This is a genomic window from Streptomyces chromofuscus (genome assembly GCF_015160875.1).
GTDB lineage: Bacteria > Actinomycetota > Actinomycetes > Streptomycetales > Streptomycetaceae > Streptomyces > Streptomyces chromofuscus.
This window is the reverse complement of record NZ_CP063374.1, coordinates 6272101-6291155: the sequence shown is the minus strand read 5'-3', so window position 1 is coordinate 6291155 and position 19055 is coordinate 6272101. Positions and strand designations below refer to the sequence as shown.

Sequence of the window (19055 nt, the reverse complement as noted above, 5' to 3'; positions counted from 1 at the left end):
CCCGTTTCTCCGCCCGCTCTCTCCCCAGTCCCTCCCCGAGTTCCCCCCGAGTCCCTTCCCCGAGTCACCCGGATGCCGTATCACCTGGGCATTCATCGACGTGAACGGGATCGAGCCACCGATGCCCGCCCGCGTCCCCCTCGGTCGTGACCGGGAATCCGCAGGGACCTGACTGGTTTGCGACCCTCGCGCGCCCGTCGACGGAACGTTCCGTCGGCGGGCGCGGTCCATCCACGGATACCCTTGACAGGTGACCGACGCCCAAGAAACCGCAGCAGACAGTTCACTGCGAACCACCGGGGGCGCTCCTCCGGAAGACGGCGGATCTTCTGTTACGGAGGCGCCGATCCCTTTGCTGGAGCCGCGTGAGGGCATTCCGCCCGTGGTCGCGGACGAGGCGGCCCTCGCCGAGGTGATCACCGCCTTCGCCGCCGGCTCCGGCCCCGTCGCCGTCGACGCCGAGCGCGCCTCCGGCTACCGCTACGGACAGCGCGCCTACCTCGTGCAGCTGCGCCGCCAGGGCGCGGGGACCGCGCTGATCGATCCGGTGGCCTGCCCCGACCTGTCGGCGCTGGGCGAGGCGCTGTCCGGCGTCGAGTGGGTGCTGCACGCCGCCACCCAGGACCTGCCGTGCCTGCGGGAGATAGGCATGATGCCGACGCGGCTGTTCGACACCGAGCTGGCCGGACGGCTCTCCGGATTCCCGCGGGTCGGCCTCGGGGCCATGGTCGAGAACGTGCTGGGCTTCGTCCTGGAGAAGGGCCACTCCGCCGTCGACTGGTCGACCCGCCCGCTCCCCGAGCCGTGGCTGCGGTACGCGGCCCTCGACGTCGAGCTGCTCGTCGACCTGCGGGACGCGCTGGAGAAGGAACTGGACCGGCAGGGCAAGCTCGAATGGGCCCTGCAGGAGTTCGACGCGATCGCCGCCGCGCCGCCGCCGGAGCCCCGCAAGGACCCGTGGCGCCGTACGTCGGGCATGCACAAGGTGCGTCGGCGCCGGCAGCTCGCCGTGGTGCGCGAGCTGTGGGAGACCCGGGACCGGATCGCGCAGCGCAGGGACGTCTCGCCGGGCAAGGTGCTGTCGGACACGGCCATCGTCGAGGCCGCGCTGGCCCTGCCGGGCACGGTGCACGCGCTGTCCGCGCTGAACGGGTTCGGGCACCGGATGGGGCGGCGGCAGCTGGAGCAGTGGCAGGCCGCGGTGGATCGCGCCAAGGCGCTGCCGGAGTCGCAGCTGCCGCAGCCGGGCCAGCCGGTCGCGGGGCCTCCGCCGCCGCGCGCGTGGGCCGACAAGGATCCGGCGGCGGCCGCCCGGCTGTCCGCGGCGCGGGCCGGCGTGTCCGCGCTGGCCGAGGAGCTCGGTCTGCCGCAGGAGAACCTGATCACGCCGGACACCGTGCGGCGGGTGTGCTGGGAACCGCCGTCGGCCGACGTGGCGGCCGTGGCCGGGGTGCTGCGCGGGTACGGGGCCCGCGACTGGCAGGTCGAGCTGGTCGCGCCGGTTCTGGTGAGGGCTCTTTCCGCCAAGGCGCCGTAGCGGGCGGCGACATCAGGCCAAGGTGCTCCGGCCGAGTGAAGCGGCACGGGCCGTGGCGTTCGCGGGAGAGGGCCGCGGTGGCCACCCACTTCTCCGGGGACGCGGGCGCGCGGCTGGTCGGTATTCGGTGCGTTGCCGCGCGGCCGCTGCGCCGAAGGTGTGACCTTCGCCGCTCGACCCGTGAGGACTGGGCAGCTACGTTACCCACAAGTAGCATGGGTGCTGAGCGCGCGCTCAGCGCATGCGTGCCGCAGCAGTGCCACCCCGCACCCTGGAGGAGAGCCATCGTGCCTCGTACCGTCAGGGACGTCGTCTTCGTCGACGGCGTCCGCACCCCGTTCGGCAAGGCGGGCCCGAAGGGCATCTACCACGAGACCCGCGCCGACGACCTCGTCGTGAAGGCGATCCGGGAGCTGCTGCGCCGCAACCCCGGCCTGGACCCCAAGAAGATCGACGAGGTCGCCATCGCCGCGACCACGCAGATCGGCGACCAGGGCCTGACCATCGGCCGGACCGCCGGCATCCTCGCCGGACTGCCGCAGTCCGTGCCCGGCTACTCGATCGACCGGATGTGCGCCGGCGCGCTGACCGCCGTCACCACCGTCGCCGGTTCCGTGGCCTTCGGCGCGTACGACGTCGCCATCGCCGGTGGTGTCGAGCACATGGGCCGCCACCCGATGGGTGAGGGCGTGGACCCGAACCCGCGGTTCGTCAGCGAGAAGCTGGTCGACGAGTCGGCGCTGTTCATGGGCATGACCGCCGAGAACCTGCACGACCGCTATCCGACGATCACCAAGCAGCGCGCCGACGAGTACGCCGTGCGCTCGCAGGAGAAGGCCGCCAAGGCGTACGCCAACGGCAAGATCCAGGCCGACCTGGTCCCGATTTCGGTGCGCCGCACCAACGCCGAGGCCGGCGAGACGGGCTGGGGCCTGGTCACCGCCGACGAGCCGATGCGCCCGGGCACCACGCTCGAGAACCTGGCCGGTCTGAAGACCCCCTTCCGCGTCCACGGCCGGGTCACCGCCGGTAACGCGGCCGGTCTGAACGATGGCGCCACCGCCTCCCTCATCGCCTCCGAGGACTTCGCCCGCGAGAACAACCTCCCGGTGAAGATGCGCCTCGTCTCCTACTCCTTCGCGGGTGTGGAGCCGGAGGTCATGGGCTACGGCCCGATCCCGGCCACCGAGAAGGCGCTCGCCCAGGCGGGGCTGTCCATCGACGACATCGGACTGTTCGAGATCAACGAGGCCTTCGCCGTCCAGGTGCTCGCGTTCCTGGAGCACTACGGCATCGCCGACGACGACGCCCGCGTCAACCAGTACGGCGGCGCCATCGCCTTCGGCCACCCGCTGGCCTCCTCCGGCGTCCGCCTGATGACGCAGCTGGCCCGCCAGTTCGAGGAGCAGCCGCACGTCCGCTACGGCCTGACCACCATGTGCGTCGGTTTCGGCATGGGCGCGACGGTCATCTGGGAGAACCCGCACTTCGAGGGGGACAAGTGAGCACCACCGCCGAGCTTCTGAAGCAGGCCTCGGACCTGTTCCCGGACGAGGTCGTCACCAGCGCGCACGTACGCCACTTCGACCTCCCCCTGGGCGCCGGGCGCTTCGCCCTGATCACCCTGGACAACGGCCTGGACCACACCAAGCCGACCACCTTCGGCCCGCAGTCGCTGGCGAACCTGGGCGCCGCGATCGACCAGGTCGAGAAGGAGGCCGCGGACGGCGAGATCGTCGGCGTCGGCCTCACCGGCAAGCCGTTCATCTTCGCCGTCGGGGCGGACCTCAAGGGCGTCGAGCTCCTCAAGGAGTGGGACCACGCCTACGCCATCGGCAAGGGCGGCCACGACGTCTTCAAGCGGCTGTCCGGCCTCGCCGTGCCGACGTTCGCGTACTACAACGGCGCCGCGATGGGCGGCGGCGTCGAGGTCGGCCTGCACTGCACCTACCGCACGGTCTCCGCGGCCCTCCCGGCGTTCTCCCTGCCCGAGGTCTTCCTCGGGCTGGTCCCCGGCTGGGGCGGCTGCACGCTGCTGCCGAACCTGATCGGTCCGGAGAAGGCCGTCTCGGTGATCATCGAGAACAGCCTCAACCAGAACAAGCAGCTCAAGGGCTCGCAGGTCTACGAGCTCGGCATCGCCGACGCGATCTTCGAGGGCGCCGACTTCCTGGAGCAGTCGCTCATCTGGACGGCGTCGGTCCTCAAGGGCGAGATCGTGGTCGAGCGCCCGGTGATCGACCGCGGCGAGGCCTGGGACCAGGCCGTCGCCAAGGGCCGCTTCATCGCGGACTCCAAGGTGCACGGCGCCGCCCCGGCCGCCTACCGCGCCCTCGACATCATCGCCGCCGCAAAGAACGGTGACCTCCAGCAGGGGTACGACGCCGAGGACAAGGCGCTCGCCGACCTGATCATGGGTGGCGAACTGCGCGCCGGCATCTACGCGTTCAACCTGGTACAGAAGCGCGGCAAGCGCCCGGCCGGCGCCCCGGACAAGAACCTGGCGCGCCCGGTCACCAAGGTCGGCGTCGTCGGCGCCGGTCTGATGGCCTCCCAGCTCGCGCTGCTCTTCCTGCGCCGCCTTGAGGTGCCGGTCGTACTGACCGACATCGACCAGGAGCGCGTCGACAAGGGTGTGGGCTACGTCCACGCCGAGATCGACAAGCTGCTCGGCAAGGGCCGGATCGGCCAGGACAAGGCCAACCGCCTCAAGGCGCTGGTGACCGGCGTCCTGGACAAGGCCGAGGGCTTCGCGGACGCCGACTTCGTCATCGAAGCGGTGTTCGAGGAAATGGGCGTCAAGCAGAAGGTGTTCGCCGAGGTCGAGGCGGTCGCCCCGGCGCACGCGATCCTCGCCACCAACACCTCGTCCCTGTCCGTGTCGGAGATGGCGTCGAAGCTGAAGCACCCCGAGCGGGTCGTCGGCTTCCACTTCTTCAACCCGGTCGCGGTGCTGCCGCTGCTGGAGATCGTCCGCGGCGAGCAGACCGACGACGCCTCGCTGGCCACGGCGTTCGCCGTCGCCAAGAAGCTGAAGAAGACCGCGGTGCTGGTCAAGGACGCCCCGGCGTTCGTCGTGAACCGCATCCTGACCCGCTTCATGGGCGAGATCCAGAACGTCATCGACGAGGGCACCCCGGTGGCCGTGGCGGAGAAGGCGGTCGAGCCGCTGGGCCTGCCGATGTCCCCGCTGGTGCTGCTGGAGCTGGTCGGCCCGGCGATCGGCCTGCACGTCTCCGAGACGCTCAACAGGGCCTTCCCGGACCGCTTCACGGTCTCCCCGAACCTCAAGGCGGTCGTCGAGGCCGGCAAGCGCGGCTTCTACGTCTACGACTCCGGCAAGCCGGAGCTGGACCCGGAGGTCGCCGCGCTGCTGAAGCAGGGCGACACCGTCCTCACCGAGGAGCAGGTGCGGGCCCGGGTGCTGGACGCGGTGGCGCAGGAGATCGGGCTGATGCTCGACGAGGGCGTCGTCGCCGAGGCCCAGGACATCGACCTCTGCCTGATCACCGGTGCCGGCTGGCCCTTCCACCTGGGCGGCATCACGCCGTACCTGGACCGCGAGGGCGTCTCCGAGCGGGTGAACGGCAAGCGGTTCCTGGAACCGGGGGTCGCGAGCGTCCCGGCGTGACCGTCCGACGCGACCGAGGGCCTTTCGCCGTCGCGGCGGAGGCCCTCGGTCGTGCGTGCCGGATCAGCGCCAGGGACCGAGCGGACTGCCCACCGCCGGCGACAGCTGCCGGCGCACCCGCAGCCGTCCGTCCGTGCCGATGACCGCGACCGTCACGGCGCCCGCGGCGTCGTACGCCATCGCCGGGGCGTGGGCGAGCATGTCGCCGGACTCGTGCCAGTGGGTGCCGGAGACCTCCTTGTCGCGGTCGGGCAGCGACACGACCAGCCGGCCCCGGCTGCCGCGGTGGGCCAGGTAGGCCTCGCGGGCGCCGCGTTCGGGGGCCCACAGGGCGGCGACGGGCCCGGTACCGCCGTGGCCGCCGAGGCCCGCGCCGGATCCGGGCCAGCGGCCGTCGGGGTGCTGACGGTAGGCCATGACCTGCTGGGTGCCGGCCTCGCGGAAGTACAGGCAGGTGCGGCCCTCGCCCGAGTCGACCGCGGTGACCCCGCCGGTGGCCGGGCGGCCCGTCTTCAGCGTGTCGTCCAGCAGGAACGCGCCGCCGGGTTCCGTCTGGTGCCAGCGCCACACGGAGTTCTTGCCCGGCACGTACAGCTCCACGGTCCCGCGCTCGGTGACGAGGACGGCGCCGGCGTCCTGCACGAAGCTGCCGCCGAGGTTCTCCCAGGGACCCCAGGCGCCGGAGACGTCACGGCGGCGCAGGCTGACGCCCTGCGCGTAGTCACGGACGAAGACGTGCAGCCGGCCGGCCGGGTCGACGGCCGCGGAGGGCACGCCGGCCTCGCGCTGGCGGCGTCCGTCGCCGTGCGTCCAGTCCGGGTTCTCCAGGGTCCGCCAGCCGCTGAAGCCGCCTCCGTCGGGGTCCTGTGCGGTGTGCACGACGTCGACGGTCACTCCGCCGCCGACCACGTTCTGGCGGCGCAGGCCCACCAACTCGGCCGGTCCGCCGGGCAGTCCGGTCACCGCCAGGGTGGGGCACAGCCACCCGTCCCCCAGCACGAAGGGCCCCTTCCACTCGCCGGTGGCCGGGCCGGTCTCCGTCCAGAAGGCCAGCCGCCCGGCCAGCACGCCGAACGCGTTGAGCCGGCCACCGGGGCCGAGGCGCAGCCAGGTCGTCGTGGGCGTGTACCGGTGGGCGGTGCTCATCATGTGCGTGCTGCGGTACGGGTTGCCGCCCAGCTGCCGGTCGCCGCAGGTCTCGCAGGTGCCGTGCGCGCACCGTTCGGGCGCGTCCAGTCCGGCGTACGTCGCGAGGTACTCGGCCTTCTCCGCCGTCGCGACCGAGTCGAGGTTGTAGCCCCAGAAGCGGTTGGCGTAGGCGCGGTAGTGCTCGACCACCGGGTAGTGCCCGGCCTCGCGGTGCCGGGCGAGGGCGGCGAGCGTGAACTGGGCGGTGGTGGTGTGGTCGACGTGGTCGGAGCAGACGTACTCCTCCTTGCCGCCGTCGTGCTCGGGGTCGGGATCCATCGCGCGCACCATGGTCGGGCGGACGTCGGCGAGCAGCGCGGTCAGCGCGCCGATCACCTGTTCGCGCGTGACCTGCTGGACCTCGCCGACGGTGCCGCCGCGCACCGGCAGCGTGGCCTGGGTGCGCAGGGCGCCCTCCCACAGCTCGTGCAGGCGGGTGCGGGTGCCGCGTTCGGTGGGCGCGCCCATGTGGAGCTGGAGGAAGTACAGGCACACCTGGTCGTGGCCGTCGAGCGTGAACCGTTCGGCGGCGAAGCCGGGGACGAGGTCCACGGCCTCGCGCCGCCAGGGGCGGTCCCGGTCGCCGGTGACCATCCGGGCGTAGGCGGAGCGCAGTCCGCAGCCGCGCTCGGTGCTGTAGCCGACGAAGTCCGGTGGTACCGCGACGCGTTGGGGGTCGCCGGTGTCGGCGTTGATGCCGTCGCCCTCCCCCGCGGTGAGCACCACCGTGGTCACCCGGTCGCCGTCCTGGAGGGAACGGACCAGGTCGGGGTTCATGAAGTACAGGTCGTCGTCCTGGTGGGCGATGACATGCAGGACGGAACGGGTCATCGGGCCTCCCGGGGCAGGGTCGGTCATCGGTCCACCACGTTCATCGCCATCGCCCCGGAGGCCGAGCAGTACGGCCGGACCCACACCGGGCGCGCCGGGTGGATCACGGCGTACTCGGAGGGCTCGCCGCCGGCGAGCGGCAGTGACGGGTAGGCGTAGGCGCTCTTGACGTCGGGGAAGTCCTCCAGCAGGTGGCAGACGCGCACCTTGCGGCGGTCGAACGGGTCGGGCTGGAGCCACCAGTCCCAGTCCTCCCAGTGTTCCAGCCGGAGGTCGACGACCTGGCGCACGGGCGCCTCGGCGCGGAACGCCTGGCGGCCGAGGATCTCGACGGGCACGGTGATGTTCCGCCCGTGCCGGCCGCGGCGGCTGACGACGAACAGCGCGCCGGGCTCCAGGCGCCGACCTCCGCACAGCACGCCGCGCAGCGTGATGCGGCCGTCGTCGACCTCGACGCCGGTGCACTCGGCGTGCTCCGCGCGCAGCACGGTGCGCAGCATCAGACGGCCGTTGGGCTGGGCGTAGGGCAGGTTCCAGCCGACGGGGCCGGACGGCGGGCGGGTGATGAGGCGGGCGCGGGCGTCGATGAGGGCGCGGGTGTCACGGATGCCGGCCTTCAGGTGCACGGGGGACGCCTTGCCGGTCTGCAGGGTCACCTGCCAGCGTCCGTCGCCGAGTTCGTCGAGGGCGGACGGGGTGAGGGCGGCGGTGTAGCGGGTGCCGCCGTTGTCGAGGTCCTGACGCTGGGTACGCAGCGGCAGGTCGGGGAGGCGGTTGCCGTCGGAGGGCTTGTGGCGCAGCACGAACTGGCGGCGCTTGCGGCCCTCGCCGGGTGCGTCGGCGCTGAAGCGCAGCCAGCCTCCGTCGTCGGCGGTGACGTCCGCGACGGCCTGGCCGACGGAGACGGGGGGCACGGTGAGCGGGGTGGCTGCGCCCTTGCGGGACGCGGCGGGGGCGCGGTAGCCGCGGTGGGCGGCGGCGCGCCGGCGGGCGGCGTCCTCGAACAGGTCCAGGTACTCGCCGGCGACGGCCGCCGGGTCGTAGCGCGCGGCGTTGCGCAGCGCGGCGGCGCCCATGGTGCGGCGCAGCGGCTCGTCGGCCATCAGGCGCCCCAGGCCCCACGCGATGCCCTCGACCTCGCCGTTGGGTACGAGGAAGCCGTCCTCGCCGTCGGTGAGGATCTCGCGTGGGCCGACCGGGCAGTCGGTGGAGACGACGGGCAGGCCGCAGCGCATCGCCTCGACGAGGGTCATGCCGAAGGACTCGGCGCTGGAGGTGACGGCCGCGATGGAGCCCTTGGCCCACTCGGACTCGATGGGCGAGAAGCCGCCCATCAGCAACGCCCTTCCGGTCAGGCCGAGTTCGGTGACCAGCGCGCGCAGCTTGGCGGCCTCACCGCCATCGCCGTAGATGCGCAGCTGCCAGTCGGGGAAGTCGTCGGCGAGCCGGCCGAAGGCGCGGATCAGCAGGTCGTACCGCTTGATGTGGTGCATCCGGCCGGCGCTGACCACGACCTTGCGGGTGCAGTCGGACGGGGTGACGGACGGCTGCGGGACGCTGTTGGGGATGCCGACGACGGGGATGCCCGGGATCGGGGTGTTCTCCATGAAGGAGCGGGCGTCGGCGTCGGTGACCGTGGTGATCGCGTCCAGGCGCGGGTAGACGCGGGCCATCTCCGCGCGGACCGCCGGCGGGATGGCCAGGTGCGTCATGTGCTCCTGGGCGACGCGCAGGGCGCCGTCGCGGGTGTGGGCGGCGACGAACAGGTTCAGGCTGGGCCGGGTGCCGACCACGACGTCGGCGGACGTCCGCTGCAGCTCGCGGATGATCCGGCCGTCGGTGAAGCGGCTGTACTGGGCGTAGAACTCCTCCTGGCGCGGCACCACGTCGCTCGGTTCGTCGCTTCCGGCGGCGCCGCGGTCGGCGGAGCCCGGGCGCAGGTCGACCAGGGCGCGCACGGCCACGCGCGGTGAGATCTCGAACTTGGTGGCGTGCGCGCGCCGGAACACCGACACGATCTCCACCTCGTGCTGCACGGACAGCGCCTCGGCGAGGTTGATCACCGTGCGGTTGGTGCCGCCGATGCCGTAGATGTTGTTGATCAGGAAGGAGATCTTCACCGGACCTCGCGCTCCTTCCGCTCGAAGGGACTGGGCACCGGGTAGTACGACTGGAGGAACGCGCGCAGCATCGCCGTCTGGCGCTCCACGTCCCGGCCGTCGGAGAGGGTGTCGTTGATGCAAAACGCCTGCCGGTCGCGGCGGGCCAGCAGGATGCCGAGCCGCCGCTGGATCTCCGGCCGGGCCAGGTCGAGATAGGCGAACGAGATGGTCGACGGCACCGCCCGGCCCGTGAAGTAGGCGTAGTAGTGGTACAGCGACGACGGGATGGAGATGTCGGTGGCGCTGCGGAAGCGGCTGGAGGACGTCTGCCGGTGCGCCTCGGCGTACTCCCGTTCGATCTCGTGCAGCACGCTGCGGCGCAGCGCGTAGGGGGCGTGCCGCAGTTTCTGCACGATGGCGCTGCCGAACTGCTCCAGCAGCAGGCGCCGGTTGTTCTTGCCGGCCGCGTCGACCGGGCGGTCGACCGGCGTGAGGTCCGAGCGCGGCACCTGGGAGGGGGAGAAGAAGGTGCGGGTCATGCCGTTGGACAGGAAGAAGTCCTGCGGGGTGACCGGGCAGCCGAGGAACATGTCGTCGTTGAAGTACAGGAAGTGCTCGGCGAGGCCCTTGATGTGGTGCAGGCGGCTCTCGATGGCGTGCGAGTTGAAGGTGGGCAGCGCCTGCGGGTCGTCGAAGATCTCGGAGTGGTCGACGACGGTGAGCCGGGGGTGGGCGTCGTTGAGCCAGGCCGGGCGCTGCCGGTCCGTCACCAGGTGGACGTGGCGCACCCAGGGCGCGTTCTGCTCCAGCGCGCGCAGCGAGTAGCGCAGTTCGTCGCGGCTGATGTAGCGGGCCGCGTTGGCGGACTCGGTGTGGTAGCCGCCGTCGCCGTAGGCGCTGCGCCGCCACTGCCAGGCGGGGTCGCTGCCGTCGACCCAGGTGTAGACGACGTCGATCGGGAAGCGGACGTCCTCGGGGAGGGGCTCGGCGCAGGGCCGGATGGTGCGGACCGTGCGGGTGCGGCGGGTGTGCAGGGCGGCAAAGCCGGTGAGGCGGCTGACCGGAGCCAGGACGCGGGGTTCGTCGAGCGCGACGTCCTGGGTGACCCGGTTGGGTCGCGGCGCGACCAGACGGCCCTCGCTCGGCTGCCAGAACTCGACGTCGCAGCCGTGTTCCAGGCCCAGCACCAGGGTGCCGGCCGGGTCGCTCCAGACCATGCCGACCCGGAGCACGGCGGCCTCGCGGGCGAGCCGACGGCCGCGTGCCGAGCCGGCCATCACCGGCCTGCCCTGGGCGGACTCGCCGCGGCAGGCCGCGAGGTAGACGGGGCTGTGCCCGGCGCAGCGCTCCAATGCCTGCCGGGCGCGGTCGCGGTCGGTCGCGGCGACGGCGAGGCAGGAGCGGAAGTCGGAGGCGCCACGGACGGCGAAGTAGTCGACCCCGGCCTCCTCCAGCGCGGTGACGACGAGTTCGAGGTTGGCCTCGCGCAGGCCCAGCGGCGAGACCGTGGGCCGTACGAGGGCGATCCGCTGGCCGGGACCGGCGAGCGCGGCGAGCCGCTCGCCCGGCCCGAACAGATGCGGCCAGCGGCGGCGGGCCAGCATCGAACGCAGCAGCCGGGCCCCGAAGGTCAGGCTGTGCAGCCGGCGCAGCAGGCGCTTGAGCAGCTGCCGCAGCCGCGGCGGGACGCGGCGCGCGGTGCGGCGTCTGAGTCCCGCGGGAACGAGGGTGCGGTACGCCCCGACCGCGGCGGACGCCTCCGGGTTGCCGATGCTCATGACGTCCGGCCCGCCTCACCGGAGTCCGCGTCGTCGCGCTCGAAGACGCTGGGCACGGGGTAGTAGCGCGCCAGGAAGCGCTCCACCGCCCGGACGCCGCCACCGACGCGCGCCTCCTCGGTGTCCAGGCCGGTGAACTGCATCTGCTGGCTGTCGCGCCTGACCAGCAGCCGCTCCAGGTGGTTGCCGATGCCGGGCAGTGCCGCGTGCAGGGCGACGGACGCCTCCCCGGAGGGGTCGGCGACTCCCGAGACGTAACCGAAGTGGTGGACCACGCCGTCCAGGGGGTGGGTGCCGGGCACGGTGGGCAGTCGCTGGGCGTCGGGCAACGGCAGGGTTGCGGTGCCCGTCCCGGCGAATTGGGCGAGGGTCTCGGCGCGGTGCGGCTGGGGTCCGTGCGCGTAGCCGTGGGCGGTGACCCGGCCGGTGGCGGAGTACGCGGCACGGGTCCAGGGGGCGAAGGACTCCTCGGCCGTCCAGGGTCCGCGCCGGGGGCGGGTCGCCCCGGCCGGGGTGAAGTAGTCGAAGGGCCGCACCGGACGGCCGAGCAGGGCACCCGGGCGCAGCAGCAGGAAGTGGTCCGCGACGTCGGGCAGTTGGTGCAGGTGCCACTCGGCCCCTGGCCGGGCGCGGACGACGCCGAGCCGGTCGCCGGCGTTCAGCCAGGCCGGCGGCTCGGCCTCGGCGACCACGTGCACGACGTCCACCCAAGGCGCGTACTGGTGCAGGGAGCGCAGGGCGGCCCGCAGCAGCAGCTCGCCCCACGGCGTGGCGTGCTGGAAGATCAGGACCGCGTCCACGGGGAAGGTGATCTCCTCCAGCCGGACCACGTCGAAGCTCTCCAGCGTGATCGTCGGCTCCTGGTCGCCGTCGATGTCGCAGTAGCCGGACAGCCGGTCCATGCCGATCTCGATGCCGGGGGCGTCGCTGGGCACGGCCCGCTGGACCCGGTTGGGGCGCGGTCCGATCAGCCGCTCGGTGGGCAGATCGGTGTTGGTCCTCCAGAACTCGATCTCGATGCCCTGGTCCTCGCCCACCCAGAGGTTCTCGGTGGGGTCGGTGCGCAGCCAGGTCAGCCGGATCACACGGGCCTTGGCGAAGTGCTTCCACGCCTTGACGTGGCTGCCGGGGGTCTCCCGGGTGTCGCTCAGGGCGGGCGAGACGGTGACGACGTACCCGGTGTGCTCCTCGAGGAGCGCGCGCATGACGCGGCGGACCGGGCCCTTGTGCTTGACGTCCACGGCCAGGCAGATCCGCCGGTCGTCCAGCGCGGGCACAGCGAACCAGGGGATCTCGGCGGCGTCCAGCGCGTGGGTGACCAGGTCGTGGTCGAGGCGGCGGGCCAGATCGACGGTGAGCCCGGTGTGCACGTGCGCGACCCGGCCGTCGGGTGCGGTGACACGCCGCTCGGACGTGCCGAGCCGCGCCCGCCGCACCCGCCGCAGCGCCCTGCTGTGCAGCCGGGCCTCGCGGCGGCTGAGGGTACGGGCGAGCTGCCGCTTGACCTTGCGGCGTACGCCCGCGGGGACGGTGGTCGCGGCGGCGGAGCGCACGGGTTGCGGGACGAGCCGCTGGTAGACGTGCACCGCGGAGTTCAGGGACGTCGGGTCCGGCACGTCGTGAACTCCGTTTCATGGGTCGAGGCAAGGGTGGCCCCGTGCGGGGGCCGGCGTGTCATCACGGTGGAAGGGAGAAGGTCGTCCCCTTGCGGGGACCGGAGCTCACCGCTCGTACGGACTCGGCGTCGGGAAGTAGGCGTTGAGGAAACCGTCCAGCAACTCCTGCTGCGCCTCGATGTCCTCCGGTGTGGAGAAGGCGTCGTTGAGGCAGAAGGAGTCCTGGTCCCGCCCGTCGAGCAGCCGTCCGAGCCGGTCGGCGAGGTCGGGGACGGCGAGCTGGAGGTAGGTGAAGGGCATCGAGCCCGGCTGGGCCCGGCCGGTGAGCGCCGCGTAGTAGAGCGCGAACGACGAGGTGGGCGACAGGTCGGTCATCGCCCGGAACCGGCTGGCCGAGGTGCGCGCCCAGGCCTCGGGGAAGTCCCGCTCGGCGTCCTCCATCGCCGAGCGGCGCAGGGCGTACGGGATGTGCTCCATGGGCTGGGTGATCACCCTGCCGAAACGTTCCTCCAGGAGCGCCCGGTTGTTCTTGCAGGCCGCGTCGACGGGGCTGTCGGTGGGTGCCACCGGGCCTTGCGGGATGCGGTTGCGGGAGGGGAAGTACCGGGCCGTCCCACTGGGGGTGAAGAAGGCGTGCGGGGCCACCGGGCGCCCGATGAACATGTCGTCGTTGAAGTACAGGAAGTGCTCGGCGAGCCCGTCGATGTGGTGCAGCTGGCTCTCGATCGAGTGCGAGTTGAACGTCGGCAGGTCGTCCGGGTTGCGGAAGATCTCGCGGTGCGTGGCGATGCGGCACCCTGGCAGACCCTCGACGAGCCACTCCGGGACCTGGTCGTCGGTGACGATGTGGACGTTGCGGATCCAGGGCGCGAACAGATGCAGCGAGCGCACCGAGTAGCGCAGTTCGTCCCGGCTGATGAAGCGGGCGTCGCTGGCCGACTCGGCGTGGTAGACCTCGCCCTTGGCCTGCGCCTTGCGCCGCTGCCACGCGGGGTCGTTGCCGTCGACCCAGGTGTAGACGGCGTCGACGGGGAAGGCGATGTCGTCAGCGCAGTGCACCAGGAACTCGGGGCGGGTGGCCAGCGCGGGCGCCAGGTGGCGCGGGGTCCAGTCCGACACGAACCGGCTGAACAGCCGGGCGGCGCCCAGGACGTTGCCGCCTTCGGCGGCGACCGCCCAGGTCGCGCGGTTGGCGCGGGGCGCGACCAGGTGGGTGCCGTGCCGCTGCCAGAACTCGATCGCGCAGCCGTACTCGTGACCGAGCAGCAGATGGCGGTCGGGGTCGGTGCGGGACCAGCTGGCCTGGAGCACGCGCGCGGCGGACACCTCGCGCCAGGCCCTGGGGTCGCGGGAGGACACCGGCCGGGCGGGCCGGGGCGCGTCCGGGTCGACGACCCCGAGGTGGCCCGGGTACTGGCTCAGCCCGCGGAACACCGCGGCCAGGACCCGCTCGCGGTCCTCCTCGGCGACGGCGACGACCGTGCCGTGGTCGGAGGTCCCGCGCACCGCGAAGTGAGCGATGCCGGCGGTGTCCAGGAGCGCGGCGAGCGCGGAGCGGTTGGCCTCACGGGCGCCCAGCGGGGTCAGGCCCGGCTCGACGTAGACGTCGCCGTGCTCCGCGGTGAGCGTGGTGGCGGAGGGCTCGGCCGGGCGCGGTGCCGCGGCGGGCCCGGACGGCACACGGCCGCCGCCCGCGCCGGGAACCTGCTGGACGGCGTGTTCGGAGACGGCGGTCACGCAGCCGCCCCCCGACCGGCCGACGCACGCAGCAGCACAGCCACCCTCCCTCTTTCCTCACCTCGTCCGCGGACGAGGTGAGCACAGGTGGCCGCTCGCCCTCGTGCCCCCCGGCTCGATTCCGCGACCACGTCACCCGTCGGTCACCTGACCGACGGGTAATTCACACCAATTATTCAACCTTCACAGGCCGGGCACATCATCACCAAGCGCGTTGACAGCTGTCAACTGCAATCACTCATGAAACAAAACACACACAACCATGAGCGTTCATTGAACGTCAGACATCCATTGAGTGACGGAGGCATGGGCCTCCCCGTTCTAGCCACTCAGTCAGAGAGGACCCAGGCATGACCCACGCCCCGACCACGACGGGCCCCCGCGGATCGAGGCGCGCGCCGTCGGGTCGCCGCGCCGCGCGACCGACCAGCAGACGCCGCCACGTGTGGCGCTGGGTCCTGCTCGGCCTGGTCGTCGTCGTGCTGGCCGCGGGCGGCACCGGCTACTGGCTCTACCGCGACCTCGACGGCAACATCGAGGGCGTCGACCTCGACCGGGCCCTCGGCGACGACCGGCCCGAGAAGCTGCCCACGTCGGGGCAGAACCTGCTGGTGCTGGGCTCCGACTCCCGCTCGGGCGCCAACTCCGGGCTGGGCGGCGGCGAGGTCTCCGGCGCCCGCTCCGACACCGCGCTGGTGCTGCACATACCCGAGGGCCGGCGGGAGGCGGTCGCCGTCAGCATCCCCCGTGACACGCTCGTCACCCGGCCCGAGTGCACCGGCAGGGACGGCTCCGCGCTGCCCTCGGCGCAGCGCGTAATGTTCAACTCCGTGTACGCGCAGGGTGGTCCGGCCTGCGTGGTGAAGACGGTCGAGGAGATGTCGGGCGTCCGCATGGACCACTTCGTGGAGATCGACTTCGCGGGCTTCAAGGGGCTGGTGGACGCGATCGGCGGTGTGCCGGTCACCGTGGAGAAGGACATCCACGACAGCGCCAGCGGACTCGACCTGAGCGCGGGCACACACCGGCTGGACGGCACGCAGGCCCTGCAGTTCGTCCGGACCCGGCACGGCGTCGGCGACGGCAGCGACCTCGGGCGGATCGGGCTCCAGCAGCAGTTCCTGGTCGCGCTGCTCTCCGAGATCAAGAAGCAGGACCTGCTGGGCAGCCCCACCAAGACGTACCGCATCGCCGACACGCTGACCGAGTCCCTCACCACCGACTCGGGTCTCGCCTCCCTCACCGCGCTCGCCGAGTTCGGCCGCAGCATGAACGGTGTCGACCCGTCGACCATGGAGACGATCATGCTGCCGGTACGGTACGACACCCAGGACCCCAACCGGGTGGTCGCGGCCCAGCCGCAGGCGGACCGGCTGTGGAAGGCCGTGCGCGAGGACGAGGAGATCCCGGAGTCCGCGAAGAAGTCACCCGCCGCCGGGGGGTGAGGGTCCTGCCTCCACCCGAGCACGTCACCAGGGGTGAGGGGCCTGCGTCTGCCCCCGGCACGTCACCAGGGGTGAGGGGCCTGCGTCTGCCCCCGGCACGTCACCAGGGGTGAGGGGCCTGCGTCTGCCCCCGGCACGTCACCGGGGGCGAGGGGGCCTGCCTCCGCCCCCGGCATGTCACCGGGGGTGAGGGGCTTGCGTCTGCCCGGGCATGTCACCGGGGGTGAGGGGCCTGCGTCTGCCCCCGGCACGTCACCAGGGGTGAGGGGGCCTGCCTCCGCCCCCGGCACGTCACCGGGGTGAGGGGCCTGCGTCTGCCCGGGCACGTCACCGGGGGTGAGGGGCCTGCGTCTGCCCGGGCACGTCACCGGGGTGAGGGGCCTGCCTCCATCCCCGGCACGTCACCGGGGGCGAGGAGGACGGGTGCGCCGAGGCCATGTCGCCGGGGAGGCGAGAGCACCGGCGCCTATGGCCGCATGGCCGGGCGAATGAGGTTTCCGGCGCGCCCGCATCCGCACACCAGGGGTGAAGCCCGGTGCCCGTGGCGGCATCAGCGGGCGGTCCAGGAAGCCAACGTGCCCGGCCCCACACCCGGGGTGAGGAGCCCGGCGACTCCGGCCGCATCGTCGGGCGGGCGAGGAGCCGAGTGTGCCTGGGGAACATCACTCGCGGGCGTGGATAAGCCGGGGCGCCCGGGCCTTACACCGAAGGTGAGAACACGGGTGCCCATGACCGCATGGCCGGGCGGGCCAGGAAATGCCCGGACCCCACACCCGGGGTCAAGAAGAGCCCAGTGGCCGTAGCTGCCCGCCGGCAGGTGAGGGAGCCGTGGCCGTCCGGGCGCCTCGGTCGTCGCGCGTCTGTGCTCAGCTCTCAGATGCGCACCGACGGTGCGAGCGACAGCCCCGCTTCGGCGGTCTGGCGGGCCACGTGCAGGGCGCCGTCGTGGCCCAGTGTGGCCAGGACCACCCGGCCGTGGCCGTCGAGCGCCAGCGCCGGGGCGCCGGCGCTGCGCTCACCCGTGGCGGACCACCACAGGCCCGCCTGCTCGTTCTCCGTGCCGTACGCGGCGAGCACGACGTTCCCGTCGAGGTCGCGGTGGGCCAGCACGGTGCAGTCGTAGCCGTCGAGCACCGCGCGCAGCGCCGTCACGGGGTCGCCGGCCGGGGCGCCGCCGAGGGGGATCGCCCAGCCGCCGGGCCGGTGGGCGATCAGCCCGCCGCCCGTCGGGTCGGCCCAGAAGTACGTCGCCCGGTCCGGGCCGGTCTCCAGCGCCGACGCCGTGCCCGGCGCCACCCGCAGCGGGATGTTCGGCTCCTGGCCGAAGGCGCCGTCGGCCTCGGACTGCCGCCACCACATGGCGTCCTGCTCGCCGCCGGCCAGCAGCTCGATGCGCCCGGAGGCGTGCGCGACCACGGCGAGCCCGTCCCGCACCCGGCTGCCCTTGAGGTCGCGCCACGCCTCCCACTTGCCCGTGGGGGCCTCCCGGCGCAGCATCACTCCGCCGCCGGCGTTGCGCGCGAAGACGTACACCCGGCCCGAGGCGCTGACCGCGGCGACGGGCACGCCGAAGCGGGCGGCCTTCTCCGGGTCCGGGTGCGGATTGCCCAGCGACCGCCACTCGGTGACCGGCCTGCCGGTCTGGTACTGGAGGGCGTGCACGACGTCGACGACGGGCGGCCCGTCGCCCTTGCGGACCTCGCGCCGCCCGAGGAAGTGCACATAGCTGTCGGCTCCCTGAGTCACCGACAGATGGGTGAGGCCGGGTATCGGGAAGAAGTCGGGCCCGGTCCAGGCCGGGCCGCCCGGCCGCGCCTCGGTCCAGCGCAGCAGCCCCGCGTCGGTGCGGGCGTAGGCGGTCAGCCGACCGTCCTTGCCGAGGACGAGCCACCGGCCGGACGGGGTGTACTGTGCCGCGTGGCGGGCGCCGCCGGTCTCGTCGGCGCCGACGGCCGCTCTGGTTCTGCCTCGGACGGCGCCGCGCCCGGATCCGGTCCGCATGACGTGACCTGCCCTTTCCCTGACCCTCGGCGCGGCTGACCTGCCCCATCCCGAACCTGTGTACGGGAGGCCGAGCTGGCCCATCATAGGATGAGTGTTCGGTGAACAGGGCATGGCGACGGCGTGTACGCCCTCCCGCCCGGACGCCGGGGCTCTCAGACCACCTGCCAGGCCGCCAGCGCCAGCCCCGGCTCGTCCTTCTGCCGCGTCAGCCGTAGTTCGCCGTCCGGTGTGACCGACGCGGCGACGACACGGCCCGCGGCGTCCTCCGCGAGCGCGACCCGCGAGTCTGCGGGCAACCGGGGCCCGGACTCGGTCCACCACAGGCCCGCCGCCTCCTGCTCGGTCGGATACGCCGCGAAGGCCACCCGCCCGGAGGACGAACGCTGGGCGAGCACCGTGCAGTCGTGGCCGTCGAGCGCACAGCGCAGCACCGCCACCGGACCCGGCCCGGCCGCGGCGATCAGCGCGATCGGGTCGCCGCCCGGACGCCAGGCGTGCAGCGTGCCCTCGCGGTCCGCGAAGAACAGGGTCGTGTACTCCTTGGAGGTGGGCAGCGCGCTCAGCGAACCCGGCGCCACCCGTACCGGCAGCGGGTCGGCGGCGACCGGGCGGGCGCCGGGCTCCCGCTGGTACCAGCGCAGGATGCCGTCGGGGTTGGTGGCGTACACCTCGACCCGGCCGGACTCCCCCGTGACGGCGACGAGTTCCTCGTCCACGCGGGAGCCCTTCAGGTCGTGCCAGCCGTTCCAGCCGCCGCGCTCCTTCTGGTTGGTGGTCTGGACGCCCTTGCCGCGGTTGCGGACGAAGAGGTGGGCGCGCCCTTCGGCGTCCACGGCCACGGCGGGCGTCCCGGTCCGCTCGCCCTTCTTGTTGGGGTGGCCGATCGGCAGCCAGTCCAGCGGGGCCAGGTGCGGACGGAAGTGCGTGGAGTGCACGAGGCCCGCCTCGTCGCCGGGGGTGGGCCGCCAGGCCACGAGGTGCGCGTAGCCGTCGGCCCCCCGGCCGACCGCGAGACCGGGCAGCAGTCGCTGCTCACCGCCGACCTTGCGCAACGGCAGCCAGGCGCCGCCCGGACGGCGCTCCGCCCGGCAGTGGACGGCCTCGCCTCCCGGGGTCGGCGTGTAGGCGCCGAGCCGCCCGTCTCGGCCTCGTATCAGCCAGTCGCCGTTCACCGCAGGGACCATTG

Annotated in this window: 11 protein-coding genes; 4 read left to right on the top strand and 7 right to left on the bottom strand. The window is 73.0% G+C overall.

Going from position 1 to position 19055, the window contains the following annotated elements:
- The first annotated feature begins 250 nt into the window (after positions 1 to 250).
- The 3 genes from IPT68_RS28295 to IPT68_RS28285 all read left to right on the top strand — a co-directional run bounded on the left by IPT68_RS28295 (position 251) and on the right by IPT68_RS28285 (position 5168).
- Positions 251 to 1537 carry a ribonuclease D gene (locus tag IPT68_RS28295; protein WP_189698676.1) on the top strand — a complete coding sequence of 429 codons (1287 nt, stop codon included), beginning with the start codon at positions 251 to 253 and terminating at the stop codon, positions 1535 to 1537.
- A 287-nt stretch (positions 1538 to 1824) separates the two neighbouring features.
- Positions 1825 to 3042 (top strand): thiolase family protein, encoded by a 1218-nt coding sequence (locus IPT68_RS28290; protein ID WP_189698675.1) that lies wholly within the window; start codon positions 1825 to 1827, stop codon positions 3040 to 3042.
- Positions 3039 to 5168 carry a 3-hydroxyacyl-CoA dehydrogenase NAD-binding domain-containing protein gene (locus IPT68_RS28285; protein WP_189698674.1) on the top strand — a complete coding sequence of 710 codons (2130 nt, stop codon included), beginning with the start codon at positions 3039 to 3041 and terminating at the stop codon, positions 5166 to 5168. Before IPT68_RS28290 ends, IPT68_RS28285 begins: the two co-directional genes overlap by 4 nt.
- 63 nt (positions 5169 to 5231) lie before the next feature.
- On the opposite strand, the gene IPT68_RS28280 is transcribed toward IPT68_RS28285, so the two are convergent.
- From IPT68_RS28280 to IPT68_RS28260, 5 genes are all read right to left on the bottom strand, one after another.
- Complete coding sequence (locus IPT68_RS28280; RefSeq protein WP_189698673.1) at positions 5232 to 7187, bottom strand: PIG-L family deacetylase; 1956 nt, start codon at positions 7185 to 7187, stop codon at positions 5232 to 5234.
- 23 nt (positions 7188 to 7210) lie between these two features.
- Entirely contained in the window at positions 7211 to 9307 is a 2097-nt protein-coding gene (locus IPT68_RS28275) for a glycosyltransferase family 4 protein (protein WP_189698672.1), read from the bottom strand.
- Positions 9304 to 11067, bottom strand: coding sequence for a stealth family protein (locus tag IPT68_RS28270; protein WP_189698671.1), 1764 nt, complete (start codon positions 11065 to 11067; stop codon positions 9304 to 9306). The genes IPT68_RS28275 and IPT68_RS28270 overlap by 4 nt, the downstream gene beginning before the upstream one ends.
- A complete protein-coding gene (locus IPT68_RS28265) occupies positions 11064 to 12683 on the bottom strand; it encodes a sugar phosphotransferase (RefSeq protein WP_189698670.1) in 1620 nt (539 codons plus the stop codon). Before IPT68_RS28265 ends, IPT68_RS28270 begins: the two co-directional genes overlap by 4 nt.
- Before the next feature lie 105 nt (positions 12684 to 12788).
- Positions 12789 to 14420, bottom strand: a complete 1632-nt coding sequence (locus IPT68_RS28260; RefSeq protein ID WP_189698669.1) for a stealth family protein — start codon at positions 14418 to 14420, stop codon at positions 12789 to 12791.
- A gap of 350 nt (positions 14421 to 14770) precedes the next feature.
- On the opposite strand from IPT68_RS28260, the gene IPT68_RS28255 reads away from it, so the two are divergent.
- Positions 14771 to 15865, top strand: a complete 1095-nt coding sequence (locus tag IPT68_RS28255; protein ID WP_189698668.1) for an LCP family protein — start codon at positions 14771 to 14773, stop codon at positions 15863 to 15865.
- A gap of 873 nt (positions 15866 to 16738) precedes the next feature.
- Here IPT68_RS28255 and IPT68_RS28250 read toward each other — a convergent pair.
- Positions 16739 to 17866, bottom strand: a complete 1128-nt coding sequence (locus IPT68_RS28250; protein ID WP_189698667.1) for a hypothetical protein — start codon at positions 17864 to 17866, stop codon at positions 16739 to 16741.
- Between the two features lie 155 nt (positions 17867 to 18021).
- Positions 18022 to 19053: a hypothetical protein gene (locus tag IPT68_RS28245; RefSeq protein ID WP_228040616.1), complete on the bottom strand. Its 1032-nt coding sequence runs from the start codon at positions 19051 to 19053 to the stop codon at positions 18022 to 18024.
- Positions 19054 to 19055 lie beyond the last annotated feature (2 nt).

What these genes read in the sequence shown, in the direction of transcription:
- IPT68_RS28255 (WP_189698668.1), top strand. Translation starts at nt 14,771, where the DNA reads ATGACCCACGCCCCGACCACGACGGGCCCCCGCGGATCGAGGCGCGCG.
- IPT68_RS28250 (WP_189698667.1), bottom strand. Translation starts at nt 17,866, where the DNA reads ATGCGGACCGGATCCGGGCGCGGCGCCGTCCGAGGCAGAACCAGAGCG.
- IPT68_RS28245 (WP_228040616.1), bottom strand. Translation starts at nt 19,053, where the DNA reads ATGGTCCCTGCGGTGAACGGCGACTGGCTGATACGAGGCCGAGACGGG.
- IPT68_RS28270 (WP_189698671.1), bottom strand. Translation starts at nt 11,067, where the DNA reads ATGAGCATCGGCAACCCGGAGGCGTCCGCCGCGGTCGGGGCGTACCGC.
- IPT68_RS28280 (WP_189698673.1), bottom strand. Translation starts at nt 7,187, where the DNA reads ATGACCCGTTCCGTCCTGCATGTCATCGCCCACCAGGACGACGACCTG.